This is a genomic window from Shewanella sp. SM69 (genome assembly GCF_025653985.1).
GTDB classification, from domain to species: Bacteria; Pseudomonadota; Gammaproteobacteria; order Enterobacterales; family Shewanellaceae; genus Shewanella; species Shewanella oncorhynchi.
In genome coordinates this window covers 245,009-262,742 of sequence record NZ_JAKKRV010000004.1, presented here as the reverse complement: position 1 = coordinate 262,742, position 17,734 = coordinate 245,009, and the positions used below count along the sequence as shown (strand labels likewise).

Below are 17,734 nucleotides of genomic sequence, written 5' to 3'. Positions count from 1 at the left end.
GAGGTAGAATTCTTTAATAGAAAGAGTGCAGGAGCAGTTATGGAGCGACGCTCTGCTTTTTCTAGCAGCGTCGCGCCCTAGCTTCTAGTTTCTCGATCCTTCTTTTTCAAAACGTCAGTACGCGACTTGGGGTGATGATAAAGGGTAAAGGCACATCCCAATACTCGCAGGGTAAACTCGTCACTTGCTGACAGTCGTGGGCGTAACCCATAGGCAAAGGTTTACCCTTAAGCTGCCAGTTCGCCAGTGTCCTATCGTAATAGCCGCCGCCCATGCCCATGCGATTCCCCATTAAATCAAAAGCCACTAACGGTGTGATAACGATATCTAGCTCAGTCACTGGGATAATGGCCCGCACATCTAATTTAGGTTCTAAGATGCCGAATTGATTTGCCTGCATGGGGGTGTCAGCCGTGTAATGCAGGAATAACAATTGTCCGGCATTGAAGGGATGCAACCTAGGTAGATAGGTGTTTATGCCCAACAGCCACAGCGCAGCGATCAGCGGCGGCGTGGCGAGTTCGCCATCGTGAGTTAAATAAAGCGCCACATGTTGCGCTTTGTTGGCCTGTAATGCATCGAGCATTCGCTGGCAGGCGTTTAAACTTGCTTGGGTTTGTTCTATTTCGGAGAGAGATTTACGGGCGGTGCGAATGGTTTTGCGTAACAGATTGCGGCTTTCTTTTGTATGGAGTGCGATATTTGCCGCATAGCTTGCAACATCTACGACATCAGCGACTTCTACGGCAAGGTGCGCCGTGTCGCTTTTGGCATTCAAATGAGAAAGTTTGGAAGATGTAGACATAGAATTAAGATGCTCCCCAGAATGCCGCTACCGGTGTAGCCCTTGAACCGTAGGTTCAAGGCGGGTAAATGATTACCTCCTAAGGCTTCTCGGTACAAGCCGAGCATGCACAATGTCAGTAAAGCATTCACCCTGAGATAAAAATTATCGGCACAGGGACATTACCAGTTGGCATGCATCCCAGGGAGCAAAACGGTATTGAATCGCTAAAGCATTGGTTTATTTAAATAAGCCAGTTTAGCCATTCACTGTGCGTCAGTTGGTTTAACTCAATGAGTGTTAAATCACTAAGGTGCACAGTTTAAATCTATTTAGTTGAACGCTCAACTAAGGCACTTTCGAGGGTCGACTGCAGCAAGCTGATCCTGTCGTCCATCTGTTGCATGTAGTGCTTATTTTTTTGCTTTTCTTGGAACAATTCGTGTCCAATATTCAGCGCCGCCATAATCGCAATTTCTTCACGGCTTAGGCTATTGGTTCGGGTTTTTAACGCACTGAGTTGTTGTTCAACTCCTAACGCTACCGTACGTAAGGCATCCTCTTGACCTTTCGGGCAAGCGATAGAGTAGGTGCGCCCAAGTAGGGTAATTTCAACAGCACTGTTACTCATGTCGCGGGTGATCCTTTCGTTAGCCTCTTAGGGCGGACTATATAGGGCTGATCTTAAAAGTGCAAGGTAAGCCGCAAATGGATTGGTCTTTGACGGTTTTGTTTGCTGTTTGTGTGAGCAGTTGGATAGTTTTTTATCAGGGCGTGGCCGATTTCGCCATTATTGGGATTCAGTATTGGTTCAAGTCTTTATCTCTGCTAGCATTGCTGCTGGAAAAATCTTATTGGGATCTGATATGGCAACCCCTCCTTCGTTACGTATCGACAGCTTAAAACTCGCCTTAGATGCGGCTGAAATCGGCCAGCATCCGGTAGAAGTTCACGGTGCTTTAGTCGGTTTAATCTGCGGTGGTGTAGAGCAAACTGGCGACACTTGGATCAAGCCTTTATTCGACCTGATGAACGATGGTCAACCTTTGCCAGCGCAGTTGCACCAATTAGTGTGTGATTTGTTTAACGATTCAGTGACGCGTTTAGTGGATTTTGAATTTGGTTTCATGCCGCTGTTGCCAGAAGAAGAAGAGCCGCTCAGCCAACGTGTTGAAGCCTTGTCCCTGTGGACCCAGAGTTTTTTGACTGGCATGGCGATTATTCAGCCGAAACTGAATCAAGCCTCGGCAGAAGTACGTGAAGTGATCAAAGACTTGGCGGAAATTGCCCAAGTGGAATTTGATGTTGCCGACGATGAAGAATCCGAAGCCGCTTACACTGAATTACTCGAGTTTGTACGTATTGCAGCCATCATGTGTTACTCGGAGTTTGGTCCTGAGCTTCCCCATGGCGAGGCTGACGATACTGCGGTTGTGCATTAATTTACCGCAGTTGTTTAATGTTCAATAAGTTAACACAGTAGTGGCTTCATTAGATGTCAAAGGTGGGCAAACCTGCCTTTGAGTCCATAGCACTGGTGTTTTTGAGTGCATAGCATTGATGTTTACATCTTTTATGTTTACATGCCTTAGTGTTATGCCAAAGCTTGAATGAGATCCCCATGACGGCCACAAATCACATGGATACTTCAGTTCAACACGTCGACATCGCAATTGTAGGCGGTGCGATGGCGGGGGCGACCCTAGCGTTAGCTCTCGCGCGTCTTTCTTTATCCGCAGCTAGGCCACCTTCTATCGCCTTAATCGAAGCGCACCTTCCCGATAAGCAACACCCCGGGTTCGATGCCCGCTCTATTGCTATCGCCCATGGTTCGATTTTCGAATTATCCCGTTTAGGTTTATGGCAAAAGCTCGCCCATTTGGGCACGGCGATTGAAAATATCCATGTGTCGGATCGCGGCCACTTTGGCATGACAGAACTCAATGCGGCGCAGTTTCATTTAGATGCCCTAGGCCAAGTGGTTGAGCTTGAACGGGTTGGCCAAGTGCTGTTTAACGAGTTGAATAAGAGTAGTGTCAAACTCTATTGCCCCGCCAAGCTTGCCCAAGTAGAACCCGCCGTTGAAGGTCACACCTTAGTGCTCGATACGGGCGAGCGAATTCAAGCCAAACTTGTGGTTGCCGCAGATGGTTTGCAATCCAAAGTGCGCAGCAGTTTTAATTTGCCTGTGACCCAAGTGGCCTTTGAGCAAACGGCCATTATTGCCAATATTCAAACTGCCGATTTGCCAACCAATAGGCCTCACAAACATTGGGCCTATGAGCGCTTTACCCAAACAGGTCCCTTAGCGTTGTTGCCTATGGCCGATATCCAAGGTCAACCTCGATTATCTCTCGTTTGGGCGCTCGATGATGCGCGGGCTAAACAGATGCAAGACGCACCTAAGGCCGAGTTTTTAGCGGCGCTGCAACAGGCCTTTGGTTATCGTGCGGGCACGTTTATCGATGTCAGCGCGCGCCATGCGTATCCGCTTAATTTGTCCTATATGCCAAGGCCAATTCATCACAGATGTGTGTTTATCGGCAATGCGGCGCAGACACTGCATCCGATTGCGGGGCAAGGATTTAACTTAGGGTTGAGGGATGTGGTGAGTTTGCTCGAGGTGATCCAAAAGGCGCTAGCACAGGGCGAAGATATCGGCTCCGCCGCTGTGACCCATGCGTACCTTAATGCCCGCGAGCACGACAGAAACAGCACTATCCGAAATATCGAATTTTTAGTCCGTGGCTTTTCAAACCAATATTGGCCGATGGCGCTGGGGCGTAACTTAGGATTACGGCTTTTGTCTTGGTTTCCGCCACTGAAAACCCCCGTCGCTCAAAAGGCAATGGGCTGGAAATAACTCAGTAATTTACTGGTATCGCAACGCGAAAAGGATGTACCCATGTTAAATTCACAAGCCTATGACATCGCCATTGTGGGTGGCGGCATGGTGGGACTCGCCACCGCGATTGGATTGGCGCAGGCCGATCTGAATGTCGTCGTTATCGATGCGGGCCACACTGAGGTCGTGAGCGGTGAGCCGCGCCTGCGGGTGAGCGCCATCAATAAGGCGAGCCAGCGTTTGTTGGAGCACTTAGGTGCTTGGGCTTATCTAGACACTGCTCGCGCTACGCCCTATCAAAAAATTGCGGTGTGGGATAAAGACGGTTTCGGCAAAATTGCCTTTGATGCCAACAGTATAGGTGAAACCAGCCTAGGGGCGATTATCGAGAACGATGCCATTAGTTTTGCCCTCGCCAAGCGTGCCAGTGAGTTTGACAATATCACCCATATCCAAAACCAACGCTTAGAACGCATCGCCTTTGGTGAGCGCGAAGCTTGGTTAACCCTTGCCAATGGCGGCGATTCTGACATAGAAAGCGTCAGTGCCGCCCTAGTGATTGCCGCCGATGGCGCTAACTCTTGGGTGCGCGAGCAGTGCAAAATTCCGCTGACCTTTTGGGATTACGGCCACCACGCGATCGTCGCGACTATTCGCACTGAAATGCCGCACCTTGCCACCGCCCGTCAAGTGTTTTTGCAGGACGGCCCGTTAGCATTTTTACCTTTGTATGAAGACAATCTCTGCTCCATCGTCTGGTCGGTGCCGCCCGAGCGCGCCACTGAATTACTGGCGATGGACAAAGTGCAATTCGAGCGCAACTTAACCGCGGCTTTCGACGGTCGTTTAGGGATTTGCAAGCTGGAAAGCGAGCGCCACGCTTTTCCATTACGGATGCGTTACGCCCGCCATTTTGCCCGTCACCGTTTAGTATTAGCAGGCGATGCTGCCCATACTATTCATCCGCTGGCTGGCCAAGGGGTGAATCTCGGCTTTTTAGATGCGGCCAGCATTATCGAAGTGATCAGCGAATTACAGCAAGCGGGTAAAGATATCGGCGATTATGCGCAGTTGCGTGCACTTGAACGTTGGCGCAAAGCCGATGCAATGGAGATGATCGCGGCGATGGAGGGCTTTAAACGCCTATTCGAAGGTTCAAACCCAGTCAAAAAGGTGATTCGCGATCTGGGATTAAATCTCGTTGATAATGTCGCTGGGCTGAAAACAGTGTTCATACAACAGGCCATGGGTAATAAGTCGGCACTGCCTAAGTTGTGCCGTTAGCCTAGGTTGCGCTAATGTGATCAGAATTGCTGACAATATCAGCAATTTGACTGCAAGCTGCGCAAATCTGGCCTTCGCATGTAAAAAAATTACATGTTGAAGATGAGAAAATCTAATGACAATGGCTTCGGATTAGAAAAATCTCCTGTATACAAATTTGTGACGCAAGGTATAATTTCGCCGCATTTTAGACCCTAGTATCTACACCCTACACTAGGCAGAGACCTGAAAAAGGCCGCAAAAAGGGATAACAATGGCTAACAAAACTATTCTGTTTAACAAGCACTTAGAATCAAACGCTAAGATGGTCGACTTCCACGGTTGGGATATGCCCCTCAACTATGGTTCACAAATCGAAGAACACAACGCTGTGCGTCAAGACGCGGGTATGTTCGACGTATCCCACATGACTGTGGTTGATGTGATAGGTAGCGACGCTGGTGCATTTCTACGTAAGTTGCTGGCGAACGATGTGGCTAGACTTAAAGTGCCAGGTAAAGCCTTATACAGCGGCATGTTAGATGACAATGCCGGTATCATCGACGACCTCATCACTTATTACCTCACTGACACTAACTACCGCGTGGTAGTGAACTCAGCGACCCGCGAAAAAGATCTCGCATGGATCGCCAAGCAATCCCAAGGTTTTGATGTCACTGTGACTGAGCGTCCTGAGCTGGCGATGATTGCCGTTCAAGGTCCTAACGCAAAAGCGAAGGCCGCTGCCGTGTTCAGTGCCGAGCAAAACGCCGCCATCGAAGGCATGAAACCTTTCTTCGGTAAGCAAGCTGGCTCACTGTTTATTGCGACTACGGGTTACACAGGCGAAGCGGGCTACGAAATTATCGTCCCAGAAGATGAAGCCCAAGCCTTGTGGCAAGCATTGTTAGATCAAGGGGTTAAACCTTGTGGTCTTGGTGCCCGTGACACGCTGCGTCTCGAAGCTGGTATGAATCTTTACGGCTTAGACATGGACGAAACCATCAACCCATTGGCCGCCAACATGGGCTGGACTATTGCATGGGAACCAAACGACCGTGACTTCATCGGCCGTAAAGCCCTCGAAACACTTCGCGATGCCGGAACCAGCAAACTTGTTGGTCTAGTGATGGAAGAAAAGGGCGTGTTACGCCATGATATGCCAGTATTTTTCACCGACTCAGCTGGTGTAGAGCAACAAGGCGTGATCACCAGCGGGACTTTCTCGCCAACATTGGGCTATTCTATTGCGATGGCACGTGTTCCTAGCTCGATTGGGGATACTGCGGAAGTCGAAATGCGTAAAAAACGTGTGGCTGTTAGAGTAGTGGCGCCAAACTTTGTGCGCAACGGTAAACAAGCATTTTAAAAAAACGGAACAAGGAACAAGAACAATGAGCAATATTCCGACAGAACTGAAATACGCCTCTTCACACGAATGGATCCGCAAGGAAGAAGACGGTAGCTACACAGTAGGTATCACTGAGCACGCCCAAGAGCTGTTAGGTGACATGGTTTTCGTTGAGCTCCCAGAAGTTGGCGACACTGTGACTGCGGGTGAAGACTGTGCTGTAGCTGAATCAGTAAAAGCGGCGTCTGACATTTATGCCCCCATTTCTGGCGAAGTGATTGCCGTGAACGAAGCGCTGGAAGATTCGCCAGAACTCGTTAACAGCAGTGCTTACGGCGAAGGCTGGTTCTTCCGCGTAATGCCTTCTGACGAATCAGAAGTCGACGCTCTGCTGGATGCTGAAGGCTACCAAGCTGTCATCGACGAAGAATAATCGTCGACGCTAACGAAGCCCTAAGGGGCTTCGTTTGTTTTAGCGCAAGATTGACATAACAACAGTCCGTTAATCAGTACCCTACAGTTCTGAATTTCGGCAAATCTGGAACAAGGTTTATCATGACCAAGCAAACCCTCACTCAGTTAGAACAGCACGATTTATTCCTACGTCGTCATATCGGCCCAGATAGCAGCCAACAGCAAGCCATGCTGAACTATGTTGGTGCTGAGTCTCTGGACGATCTGACCGCGCAAATTGTGCCTGAGTCGATCCGTTTAAGCCAAGATCTGAGCATTGGTGATTCCTGCGGCGAAGCCGAAGGCATTGCTTACATTCGTGGTTTAGCGAAACAAAACCAAGTATTTAAGAGCTATATCGGTATGGGTTACTACGGCACTCAAGTGCCAAACGTGATCCTGCGTAACGTATTTGAAAACCCAGGTTGGTACACGGCTTATACGCCATATCAGCCAGAAATCGCCCAAGGCCGTTTAGAAGCCATTCTAAATTTCCAACAAGTGTCGATGGATTTAACGGGTTTAGATTTGGCTTCTGCTTCTTTGTTAGATGAAGCAACTGCTGCTGCCGAAGCGATGGCGCTGGCAAAGCGCGTTTCTAAAGCGAAAAAAGCCAATATCTTCTTCGTTGCCGATGATGTGTTCCCGCAAACCTTAGACGTAGTGAAAACCCGCGCTGAGTGTTTTGGTTTTGAAGTGGTGGTTGGCCCTGCATCTGAGGCCGTTAACCATGAGCTGTTTGGTGCTTTGTTCCAATATACTAACCGTTTCGGTCAAATCACTGACTTCACTGAATTATTCGCAACTCTGCGTGCGAAGAATGTGGTTGTGACTGTTGCAGCCGACATTATGTCTTTGGTATTACTGAAATCACCGGGCTCTATGGGCGCCGATGTGGTATTTGGTAGTGCACAGCGTTTTGGCGTGCCAATGGGCTTTGGTGGTCCACACGCGGCTTTCTTCGTTGCCCGTGACGAACACAAACGTTCTATGCCTGGCCGTATCATTGGTGTGTCAAAAGACGCCCGTGGTAACCGCGCCCTGCGTATGGCGATGCAAACTCGCGAACAACATATCCGCCGCGAAAAAGCCAACTCAAACATTTGTACTGCACAAATTTTGTTAGCGAACATGGCGTCTTTCTACGCCGTATTCCACGGCCCAGATGGCCTGAAAACTATCGCGTCACGCATTAACCGTTTCGCCGACATTTTAGCGGCAGGCTTAAAAGCGAAGGGCGTGAACTTAGTCAACAGCACTTGGTTTGATACTGTTAGCATCAAAGGCTTAGATGTTGCTGCCGTCAATGCACGCGCACTGGCTGCTGAAATGAATCTACGTTTCGATGCCGATGGTATTGTGGGCGTGAGCTTAGACGAAACCACGTTGCGCACAGATATCGAAGCCTTGTTCGATGTGATCTTAGGTGCCGGCCATGGTTTAGATGTTGCTGCGTTAGATGCGCAAATCGTCAGCCAAGGTAGCCAATCAATTCCGGCGGCACTCGTGCGCCAAGATGCGATTTTAAGCCACCCAACGTTTAATCGCTATCAAAGCGAAACCGAGATGATGCGTTATATCAAACGTCTCGAAAGCAAAGACTTAGCGCTTAACTACTCGATGATTTCACTGGGCTCATGCACCATGAAGTTAAACGCAGCGGTTGAAATGCTCCCTGTGAGCTGGCCTGAATTTGCCAACATGCACCCATTCAGCCCACTGGACCAAGCCAAAGGCTTTACTCAGTTGATTGAAGAGCTGTCGACTTGGTTAGTGAACATCACAGGCTACGACGCTGTGTGCATCCAGCCAAACTCAGGCGCTCAAGGTGAATACGCTGGCCTGTTAGCCATCAAGAAATACCATGAGTCACGTGGCGATGCGCACAGAAACATCTGTTTGATCCCGCAATCAGCCCACGGTACTAACCCTGCATCGGCGCAATTAGCCGGTATGCAAGTGGTGGTGACGGCCTGTGACAAGCAAGGTAACGTCGATTTAGAAGATCTGAAGACGAAAGCTGCCGAAGTGGCTGAAAACCTGTCTTGCATCATGATCACTTACCCATCGACCCACGGTGTGTATGAAGAATCTATCCGCGAAATCTGCAACATAGTGCATCAGCACGGCGGTCAAGTGTACTTAGACGGCGCTAACATGAACGCTCAGGTCGGCTTAACGTCTCCTGGCTTTATTGGTGCCGACGTATCACACCTTAACTTGCATAAAACCTTCGCGATTCCACACGGCGGCGGTGGTCCAGGTATGGGCCCTATCGGCGTGAAATCACACTTAGCCCCATTTGTTGCGGGTCACGTTGTGGTGAAACCGGGCCGCGTGAGCGACAACAACGGCGCCGTCTCAGCTGCACCTTACGGTAGCGCTGGCATTCTGCCGATCAGCTGGATGTACATTAAGCTGCTTGGTTCAAAAGGTCTGAAAAAGTCGACCCAAACTGCGCTGTTAAACGCTAACTACGTGATGAAGAAGCTGTCTGAACACTACCCAGTATTGTTCCGTGGCCGTAACGATCGCGTCGCGCACGAATGTATTATCGACCTACGCCCACTGAAAGAAGCCTCAGGCGTGACCGAAATGGATATCGCTAAGCGTTTGAATGACTACGGTTTCCACGCGCCAACCATGAGCTTCCCTGTTGCGGGAACCCTGATGATTGAGCCGACGGAATCAGAGTCTAAGGTGGAACTCGATCGTTTCATCGACGCTATGGTGTCAATCCGTGCCGAAATCGCCAAAGTAGAATCGGGTGAATGGCCAGCGGACAACAACCCGCTGCACAACGCGCCGCACACTATGGCCGATATTATGGACCCAGCATTTGATTCACGCCCATACAGCCGTGAAGTGGCCGTGTTCCCAAGTGCATCAGTACGCACTAACAAGTTCTGGCCAACCGTGAATCGTATCGATGACGTTTACGGCGACCGCAACCTAATGTGTTCGTGTGCACCATTATCAGACTACGAGTAATAATTGCTGCTTAGGCTAGCTACTGCGGCGTTGAATGAGGCTTTCGCATAGCTCGAAATAGAGAGTTTGACAGGAGTCAACTCCGCGCGAAAGCTTTCAATCCGCCTTGCATTAGCTTCGCCAGCAACGCAATTATGGACATAAAAAAGCGACCTTAGGGTCGCTTTTTTGTTTTATGCGTATTCTCTCTGATGAGCTTAGTGGTGCGAATGGGCCAATTTTGTGGCTTCTGGCAACTGTATTCCCCAATTGCCTGCCGCAGGCTTTCGCACTGTTACACCAGTGACTCGCCGTAGATACATCCCTGTAGGCTCTACTAAAACATCCTGTTTTAGAAGGTCACTGGTGCAACAATGCCAGTTCTGGTGTAACCATTGAGTGAAGAGGCATGTTTGCCATTACACTTTTTTTGCATTTAAATACATGGTGTTATGCCAACGAATGCTAGTTTCAGAAATGTCATGCAACAATGTCATTTTATGACCTTCATTTCCGCTAACTTGTCCGTCGGCAGCGAACGTAATAGAAAGTTTATCTAATAGAACGTGATGATTTGGGCATAAGCACAAGATATTCGATTCCTTGTCAGGCCCGTGATGTGGTGCACCTAAGGGAATGATGTGAGCCCCTTCAGAATAATCCCCGTCAGGGGTGACTAGCTTAACCCCACATACTTGACATGAATTCTGATACAAATTTTTGATTTTTTTTGAAATCTTGGTGTCACGTATGATCCTATCTATTGTCTGATTTTTGCGTTGGGCGCGAGTGTTATTGCTAGGTTCTGATTCTTCATAATCTAAAGGAACAGCTCTAAATGTTTTACCATCGACATCTATTAGCTTTCTTTTCTCGGTAACAGGGTCAAATCCAACAGTTCTCGTTTCACCTTTGCTGTTCTTCTTAGTCCATACCCTAAAGACTAAAAGCTCATACCCTTCATCAGATATTTTTTTTATATGTTTAATTGCTCGAGCATAACTATTCGCTGACCAGTTAGGGCTTAGAATGGTGTCACCATTCTGGGCGCCTAAACTAAATAGAACTTGCATCTTTGCGTCACTACAATATGAGTACCCTCCTTGAGTTGACCCTAAAGACAGTCCTAAGGTTCTATTGACGAAGCTTGTTTTTGTTTCTTTATTCAATTTTAATTCCTCACTTAATGTCCCATTCTCAAGTTGGCATTTTGTCCGTTAAAACTTAATGAAAATAGTACTAATCATTTTACCTTGAGCGTCCGAAATACAAAAAAATTGAACGAATTAGCTCAATTTATTATCTCAGATGCACTCCTTGCCACGTTTGATGGCTCTCGTTTAAGCAATTTTAGCCATTGCCGACGTAGGCAAGCCACAAGCAGGTTATGTTGTTGATTTATTATGGATGGCCATTTATTCCTTAAAAAGCGAAATAATGGTTCGCTTTTTAATAAACATTTGGTTAAAAGGTAACTGATTCAGTTTTTAGAACTCCTTGGTCAGTATTGCCATTTAGTAGTAGTTGTTTAACATACTCAACCAGCATCCAGGACATAGGATGTTTAACCTTATCTAGAGAATGAGTGTCAAAACCAAGTAGATGATCTTTCTTTATTTGCAGTTTTCTAGTGCACAAAGCTAATAATATTTCCGGTAAACCAGTTGACTCTTCCGTTTCAGGTAATTTGAGCATTCGTTCTATTAAAGAACCAATAATCCTACTTTTAGCGTCATCTGCGCTATAATCAAGCTCTCTAGGTTTTGCTGATCTTAATACGCTAGCTTGGATAATACCTTCATTGAATCTATCAAATAACAGTGGATCTAACTGTCTAATAATGTATCCGGAGCCTAGAGGAATTGTTCCATTATTTTTAGCTTTTGTTCTTAAACGTTGTAAGACAGAAGATATAGTAAAATATACAGTAGATTGGTGCTTAAACTCATGATCATTATCGCCTTTGTTCCAGAATGCAAAGGTTTTACCCAATACTAAGTCTTTGCCTGCAGGTGATTTTAGGAAAATATGCTCTCCTAATCCTCCTGTATTAATTGATGAAGCCCCTTTTATCTGAATGAGGCGCTGTTCTATTATTGGCTTTAAATCTGAGTTGTTTTTATATTTCTCCGTTAATAACTTTAGAACTTCAATCTCTTTTTCCCAACTGTTTTCCTTGTGTTCATTAATCGGTAAAAGAATTTTTTCTATGAAATGAAATTGATGTGGACCACATGGACCTTCTGAAAATGTTAAATCTTTTTGTAATTTACCAAACTCATTATCACTATTGTACTTAGCAAACCCTACTATATAAGTAATTGGCAAATTGTTAAATTTTCTTAATGCTCTGCTAATGTTTAGAAGAGACTTTCCCGATTCTATAGAGCCTGCAACAACAATTATTCCTTTATTAGGTGTTTTATCTTCAGGGGCCATTCCATCATATAAGTCGACATGTAGATTTAATTCTGAAATTTTATTCTTAATAAGCGTTGCTAACTCTTTGGCACCTTGATCTTTGCAATGAATAATGCAGTCAGTATTTAAAGGGAAAGAGCGGTGAATTTTGCTTACCAACAGATTTTCAAATTCTTTATTTTTAATGATTTTACTTACATCTATGAAGTATTCAGGTGTTGGTGTTTTTGTTCCATCGACACCATCAAACAAGCAGCGGAAAGCATCAAGATCTTTATATTTGTGAATTAAATCTCTTAGGTTTTCATCTGAATCTACAGATAAAGGCAAGTAAGCTTCGGTTCTAGGTGCCTCAAAAATAAATTTGCTTTTATCTAATGCAATTGGAATTGAATACTCCCTTAAACACATTGGGCATTCAATTTCATTGTATGATTGAAAGTGTTGGAAGTATGATTTACATAATTTTTCTTTAAATTTTTCGAACTCAATTAGAACATTTTGTTTATTGATATTTATTTGTGCCATTATTATGGAAACAATTGATGCCTGCTCTAGATAGCTATTTCTCTTTAATTTTTCATATAAATTATTACTTGTAGATGCAGATATTAATATAAGTGTTTTTTCATCAGAGCTAAAATTATAATCTTCTATTCCTCCATAACTCCCGAAGGAGTCAATTGGGATTATTCTTGAACTTTTTTCAAAAGCCTTTATTATGTTGCATATTTCGTAAGCTAATGGGTAAATTCCTGATGTATCTACATAAATTTTATTTATTTCACTAGGTAACAGCTTTAAAATGCTCGTTGCAATAAATGCAATTTCAGCTGAAGACTCAAGAATGTTTTTTACATCAATAAATTTGCTTGTGTGTTTTCCTGATGGTTTTATGAAGTGAATATTGGAGTGAGCTTCAATAATTAGATTTCTGTTTTTTATTATGTCATATAGCCCGAAATCAATAATCTTTATCATTTCAGATTTTTTTATATTACATGAAGAACTGTCAAAAGTATTTAAATCAAGACTACCGTCACGTTTGACAAAGCAAGTGTGGAATTCAAGTGTTTGAAAACTATTTATTCTATCTTTTATTGTTTCTTGTGATTTTTTGTTCAGGAGTTTTTTTGTTATTTCTTCTTTGTTAAACTCTTGTGTGATAAATATTATATCTCTAATAAAAATAGAAGATTTAAACTTTGTGACTACCTCGTTAAAAAATTCCTCTGTGGAGAAAATATCACCTGAGTAAAAACAAACCATAACATTAGGTCTGTTTACGTTAATGTCCGTTTGGTAAAAGTAGAAATTTTTCATCGTAAAGGCACCAAAATGCTACAAGCTAAACCTTCTACAGAAGCCTGTTTGTGATAGTTTTTATTTAACTTGCTAACTTCATCGTATAGAGATAAAGATTCTTTTTCAGACTCTATAACCGGATGTAAATTAAAATCATGGTACACGCCAATTCTTCCTGTTCTTAATGATATAAACCCCTTTTGTTTATTTAAAATACTGCGTACATTAAACAACCCTCTACCATATCCTTGAGAATCAGCTTTTGAAGTTGTTCCTTTGGAAAATGAGTTTTCTACAACTTTAACTTCATCTTCAATACTTATATCAAATTTATTTTCAGATGAAAGGGATTTGAAAATACCTTCGCCGCTGTCAAAAATTGAAATCTCCAATATGTGCACTGTTCTATTAAAACTTCGAATACCTTCAAGATATTGAGTTATCGCTGAATTAGTACCTCCAATACTTGCAGATTCTTGCTCTTTACTGATCAATTTGTATTCAATAACGAGTCCTCTGACAGACTTGTTGGTTCTTCCTGTATTTATTTCATGCTTTGCATGTTGTTCAGTATTTTCGATAAGTTCGTATAAGATTTGGCCCAAGTCTTTGATGTGTTCTTCACAAACGGTTGTTTGTGTTGTTGGTGTTAACTCAATAATTCTATTCAATAAATTTGTGTAAAACTGACTTTGTCTTAAAGCGTTATTTCCCTCAGAAGTATAGAAACAACTAGGATAGGCATATTTTTTTATTGAATGGTCAACAGCAAATAATTGTACACATTGGCCTGTTCTATAAATTGACTTGTTCAGGCGAGATTGTATATCTAGATTTATTTTAGATTTAAGTTCTACGGCAATTTTTTGTCCATCTTCAATATCATCTTTCTCATAAACATTATCAGACATTAATAACGCTGTTAGGCTATGTGGAGAATCAAGTAATTCTTTTACAGCGGTTTCTTTAGATGATTCAAACTGAAAAAATTTTATCTTTTTATTAGGGTTAAACTTCATTGAGGTAATAAATAATTGACAAATTCTAGGTAGTAATCCTAAACGTAACTTCTTAAAGCTCTGGGGGAGATTCATTACATCATCTCCTAGTTTTTCATATAAAATCTCAAGTTCATCGTTATTTATAATAGATGGAACTTTCATAAATAACCTCCATTTATATATTAGGTTAATCGTAGTCGCAATTATTGGGCTTTATTTAGTATTAAGGCGTAATTTCTCTCGTTAAGTTGTTGTATTTTTTGGATCATTGTCTTTAATCTCCTCGAATTTACTTATTTCCCGACTTCGCTTTTACTCAGGCATCTTTGGGCGACTTGGTAGATGATGGTGTCTACTTGTTGCTGGGTAAGTGCTTGGGTTCGCAGGGTTGGGATAGTGCCGACTAATTGTTTGTGGTTGAGGATCGGGAACGGTGGTTTTGATTGACTCGTGACATACCAGCCGGGGAATACGAGTACTGGGGTTGAGGATACTGGCGTCCCTGTAGCCTTGGTTAACCATTGGCTGACCCGTTCTCTTAACAAGAGTGCTTGGCGCAGCGCTTGTTCGATTGGTTTGGTTTCTGTCCACGAGGGGAAGTTTAAGCGCCCGTCTTTGTAAAATACTTGATAGCCTTTTTTGCCAGAGCTTGAGCCATTTCCATTGGTTTGGAGTAGGTCTTTGTTGCGCTTATGGCGGCCTTTGGTTTCAATGGCGAATACGCCATTTTTGCCTACGACAAGATGGTCGATGTTAAAGCCGTCGGCTTGGACATCGTGAAACACTTGATAACCTAATGCTTGTAAGCCTATGAGCTCATTGGCTGTGGCGATTTCTGCTGTATGACCGAGGCGTAATTTGATGAGCTTGGAAAAGAGTTTCCAAGTTTTAATGCCGAAGTAAATTACTCCTATTAAACCTGTTAAGGCGAACAACCAAGGGAATTTTCCGACTGTGATATGCGCTTGGATGCTGCTGGCGGCAAATGGAAGGCAAACAATCAATAGTCCCATCATCATGCAGCCGATTAAATCTAATTGCAGATCATGGATTTGCTCTTGTAAGCCATAGGCGGGGATACGGTTCAGTTGCTCACGATCAACGGGCAGCTTGACGGTTGCATCGCGATGTTTGAGCAACACATACATCACACCCACTGTGACAAGAAGGCCAGACAGAAGTATCCCGTAGGATAAAAAAATGCTGCTGAAATCGGTCATTTACGTCCCTGAAGTAATGCGAGTCAATAGTTAACCCGATGACATAACCCGCTAATAAAATGTACTTATTATTTTGGAAAGTGGTGGCAGACTTGTCTGCTTAGAGTTTGGGCGCACATTGCTGATTTGCTTCTTCTTCCCTAAATGGCGTGCTCGATGATTGAGTTCGAGTTTGCCCTGCATTTTCCTTAAGTGGTCACACTTTAACCCGCTCTATACGGTTTAATCAATGATGTTTATCACAAAAACGTATTTTAAATAACAACTTGTATACAAGTTACTCTGGGGAAAAGATCTGATAGGCATCATTTGTCGCGTCGCGTTTTTAGATTCTGATATTTTTCCTTACTAAACTTGCCGATCTACACAAGTGTTAAACAAGATTAAGCACTTCATGGAAATAACTGCCCGTAGTAAGGATATTTTATATTACCTCATCGGACCAGTTTTAGGTGTCAACATCCTAATTATAATATTTTTTTGAGTTTTTTATCATTATTCTCCCATACTTAATATTTATTCTGATATTGGCTGTGACAAAACTTATTAGTCTGTTGAATTACTAGGTTTCTCAATTTTAATTTTATGGCCAATTTATATGTGTTGATTTTATTTTTGTTAAGGAAATGTATGAATAAGGCTTTATTATTTTTTTCATTAACCCTACCTTTTTCAGCTGCTTGGGCTGCTAATGAAACGTTTAGGGATGATATGGAGAGCCAAGCTAGCATATTGGAAACGCTTAGATCTGCGGATATCGATGAGATAGATGAGATAGATGAGACAGATGGTCCAGATAACCATTTGGAAGCTGGTCACAGTCATACTTATATTCGTTGTTGGTATAGATTAGATCAAACGCATAATAATCCTGCAACTGAACATAGATGGGCAAAGCAAAAGGACAGTGATGAATATTATTCTATTCAAGGCGCTTGGAGACATAAGCTTTCGGGTAAAAATATGTTTTATACAGAGACGTCACAAGATGAAATCATGCAACGGTGTGTCGATACATTAGGGGTTTCAAGTAACGAAGTCGCAGATATCACCTTCTTTGCTGCTAATGAAAAATTGTCATTTAATCAGACTATCTGGACGCAAGATAAGGCGGAACAAGGGAATAAAATTAACAAAATTATCGCATTTGGTGATAGTTTGTCTGATACGGGAAATTTATTTAATGGTTCTGAGTGGCGATTTCCAAATCCTAACTCTTGGTTTTTAGGTCATTTTTCTAATGGATTTGTATGGCCGGAATATTTGGCTAAATCGCAGAATATTCCTCTGTATAATTGGTCGGTTGGCGGGGCAGCAGGTATTGATGAATATAAGATTCTGCCCGGTTTAGGTCATCAAATACAATCCTATTTTCATTATTTAAAAAAGGCTGAAAATTACCAGCCTGCAAATACGTTATTTACACTTGAAATTGGCCTTAATGATTTTATGAATTATAGTCGTGAGGTTAAAGATGTGAGTCAGAACTTAAGTGATGGGTTAAAACGTTTAGTTGATGAAGGCGGAGCTAAGCATATTATTTTATTCACGTTGCCTGATGCTACGCGCGCACCACAGTTCAAGTATTCTACTCAAGAATACATTGTAAAAATAAAATCAAAAATTGAAGAGTTCAATGGCTTTATTAAACAGCAGGCTCTGTTGTATCAAGCAAAAGGTATAGATCTTGTGTTGTTTGATGCTCATTCTATCTTTGATGAAATTATTCAAAATCCTAAAGAGTATGGTTTTGTTAATGTCACAGATGCTTGCTTAGATATCAATAGAGATAGTAGTAAGGATTATTTGTTGTCACACAGCTTAACAAAAGATTGTGCCTACTATGGCTCTGATAAGTATCTGTTTTGGGGGATCACTCATCCAACGACTGCCGTGCATAAAGTTTTTGCGGATAAGATTATTGAAACAGGTTTTTTTAATCGTCATTAACAGAATAGTCGGCGAGTAAGATATTTTGGTTAAATATATCTTTAAATAATCAATAATATGGAGGTAAGCCAGTCAAAGCTGCTTTACTTCCATGAGTAAATTGAGTCCGTTGTAATTTAAGCCAGTAAAGCCACATCTTTTTGCATTTTTTAGCACCGCTGTTAAATTGCC

At 43.3% G+C, this 17,734-nt stretch carries 13 protein-coding genes and 1 other RNA gene; 7 read left to right on the top strand and 7 right to left on the bottom strand.

All coding sequences use genetic code 11. The features are described 5' to 3' along the window. Positions 1 to 106: 106 nt before the first annotated feature. The 3 genes from L5M37_RS08555 to L5M37_RS08545 form a co-directional block, all read right to left on the bottom strand. Positions 107 to 805, bottom strand: a complete 699-nt coding sequence (locus tag L5M37_RS08555; protein WP_263200116.1) for a 5-formyltetrahydrofolate cyclo-ligase — start codon at positions 803 to 805, stop codon at positions 107 to 109. Positions 806 to 814: 9 nt separating this feature from the next. Then, a non-coding RNA gene (ssrS, locus tag L5M37_RS08550) (6S RNA) lies at positions 815 to 995 on the bottom strand. A gap of 117 nt (positions 996 to 1,112) precedes the next feature. Continuing rightward, a complete protein-coding gene (locus tag L5M37_RS08545) occupies positions 1,113 to 1,415 on the bottom strand; it encodes a cell division protein ZapA (protein ID WP_105250206.1) in 303 nt (100 codons plus the stop codon). Positions 1,416 to 1,650: 235 nt separating this feature from the next. On the opposite strand from L5M37_RS08545, the gene L5M37_RS08540 reads away from it, so the two are divergent. The 6 genes from L5M37_RS08540 (at position 1,651) to gcvP (ending at position 9,687) form a co-directional block, all read left to right on the top strand. Continuing rightward, positions 1,651 to 2,226 (top strand): UPF0149 family protein, encoded by a 576-nt coding sequence (locus L5M37_RS08540; protein WP_105252998.1) that lies wholly within the window; start codon positions 1,651 to 1,653, stop codon positions 2,224 to 2,226. A 179-nt stretch (positions 2,227 to 2,405) separates the two neighbouring features. Further along, positions 2,406 to 3,647, top strand: coding sequence for a 2-octaprenyl-6-methoxyphenyl hydroxylase (gene ubiH / locus L5M37_RS08535; RefSeq protein WP_263200115.1), 1,242 nt, complete (start codon positions 2,406 to 2,408; stop codon positions 3,645 to 3,647). Between the two features lie 42 nt (positions 3,648 to 3,689). Next, positions 3,690 to 4,913, top strand: a complete 1,224-nt coding sequence (locus L5M37_RS08530; protein ID WP_263200112.1) for an FAD-dependent monooxygenase — start codon at positions 3,690 to 3,692, stop codon at positions 4,911 to 4,913. A 253-nt stretch (positions 4,914 to 5,166) separates the two neighbouring features. Further along, positions 5,167 to 6,261 carry a glycine cleavage system aminomethyltransferase GcvT gene (gcvT, locus tag L5M37_RS08525; protein ID WP_212599688.1) on the top strand — a complete coding sequence of 365 codons (1,095 nt, stop codon included), beginning with the start codon at positions 5,167 to 5,169 and terminating at the stop codon, positions 6,259 to 6,261. A gap of 25 nt (positions 6,262 to 6,286) precedes the next feature. Next, a complete protein-coding gene (gene gcvH, locus L5M37_RS08520) occupies positions 6,287 to 6,676 on the top strand; it encodes a glycine cleavage system protein GcvH (protein WP_011845766.1) in 390 nt (129 codons plus the stop codon). Between the two features lie 122 nt (positions 6,677 to 6,798). After that, positions 6,799 to 9,687 carry an aminomethyl-transferring glycine dehydrogenase gene (gene gcvP / locus L5M37_RS08515; protein WP_263200110.1) on the top strand — a complete coding sequence of 963 codons (2,889 nt, stop codon included), beginning with the start codon at positions 6,799 to 6,801 and terminating at the stop codon, positions 9,685 to 9,687. 398 nt (positions 9,688 to 10,085) lie between these two features. On the opposite strand, the gene L5M37_RS08510 is transcribed toward gcvP, so the two are convergent. The 4 genes from L5M37_RS08510 to L5M37_RS08495 form a co-directional block, all read right to left on the bottom strand. Then, positions 10,086 to 10,835 carry an HNH endonuclease gene (locus tag L5M37_RS08510; RefSeq protein ID WP_219253308.1) on the bottom strand — a complete coding sequence of 250 codons (750 nt, stop codon included), beginning with the start codon at positions 10,833 to 10,835 and terminating at the stop codon, positions 10,086 to 10,088. A 295-nt stretch (positions 10,836 to 11,130) separates the two neighbouring features. Further along, positions 11,131 to 13,410, bottom strand: coding sequence for a hypothetical protein (locus tag L5M37_RS08505; RefSeq protein WP_263200106.1), 2,280 nt, complete (start codon positions 13,408 to 13,410; stop codon positions 11,131 to 11,133). Continuing rightward, positions 13,407 to 14,555, bottom strand: a complete 1,149-nt coding sequence (locus L5M37_RS08500) for a hypothetical protein (protein ID WP_219253312.1) — start codon at positions 14,553 to 14,555, stop codon at positions 13,407 to 13,409. The genes L5M37_RS08505 and L5M37_RS08500 overlap by 4 nt, the downstream gene beginning before the upstream one ends. 131 nt (positions 14,556 to 14,686) lie before the next feature. Next, positions 14,687 to 15,613, bottom strand: a complete 927-nt coding sequence (locus tag L5M37_RS08495; protein WP_263200104.1) for a nuclease-related domain-containing protein — start codon at positions 15,611 to 15,613, stop codon at positions 14,687 to 14,689. Between the two features lie 630 nt (positions 15,614 to 16,243). Here L5M37_RS08495 and L5M37_RS08490 point away from each other — a divergent pair. After that, positions 16,244 to 17,563 carry an SGNH/GDSL hydrolase family protein gene (locus tag L5M37_RS08490; protein WP_263200103.1) on the top strand — a complete coding sequence of 440 codons (1,320 nt, stop codon included), beginning with the start codon at positions 16,244 to 16,246 and terminating at the stop codon, positions 17,561 to 17,563. The last annotated feature ends 171 nt before the right edge of the window (positions 17,564 to 17,734 follow it).

Coding starts and splice junctions, on each gene's coding strand:
- L5M37_RS08555 (WP_263200116.1), bottom strand. CDS start 805: ATGTCTACATCTTCCAAACTTTCTCATTTGAATGCCAAAAGCGACACG.
- L5M37_RS08545 (WP_105250206.1), bottom strand. CDS start 1,415: ATGAGTAACAGTGCTGTTGAAATTACCCTACTTGGGCGCACCTACTCT.
- L5M37_RS08540 (WP_105252998.1), top strand. CDS start 1,651: ATGGCAACCCCTCCTTCGTTACGTATCGACAGCTTAAAACTCGCCTTA.
- ubiH (WP_263200115.1), top strand. CDS start 2,406: ATGACGGCCACAAATCACATGGATACTTCAGTTCAACACGTCGACATC.
- L5M37_RS08530 (WP_263200112.1), top strand. CDS start 3,690: ATGTTAAATTCACAAGCCTATGACATCGCCATTGTGGGTGGCGGCATG.
- gcvT (WP_212599688.1), top strand. CDS start 5,167: ATGGCTAACAAAACTATTCTGTTTAACAAGCACTTAGAATCAAACGCT.
- gcvH (WP_011845766.1), top strand. CDS start 6,287: ATGAGCAATATTCCGACAGAACTGAAATACGCCTCTTCACACGAATGG.
- gcvP (WP_263200110.1), top strand. CDS start 6,799: ATGACCAAGCAAACCCTCACTCAGTTAGAACAGCACGATTTATTCCTA.
- L5M37_RS08505 (WP_263200106.1), bottom strand. CDS start 13,410: ATGAAAAATTTCTACTTTTACCAAACGGACATTAACGTAAACAGACCT.
- L5M37_RS08500 (WP_219253312.1), bottom strand. CDS start 14,555: ATGAAAGTTCCATCTATTATAAATAACGATGAACTTGAGATTTTATAT.
- L5M37_RS08495 (WP_263200104.1), bottom strand. CDS start 15,613: ATGACCGATTTCAGCAGCATTTTTTTATCCTACGGGATACTTCTGTCT.
- L5M37_RS08490 (WP_263200103.1), top strand. CDS start 16,244: ATGAATAAGGCTTTATTATTTTTTTCATTAACCCTACCTTTTTCAGCT.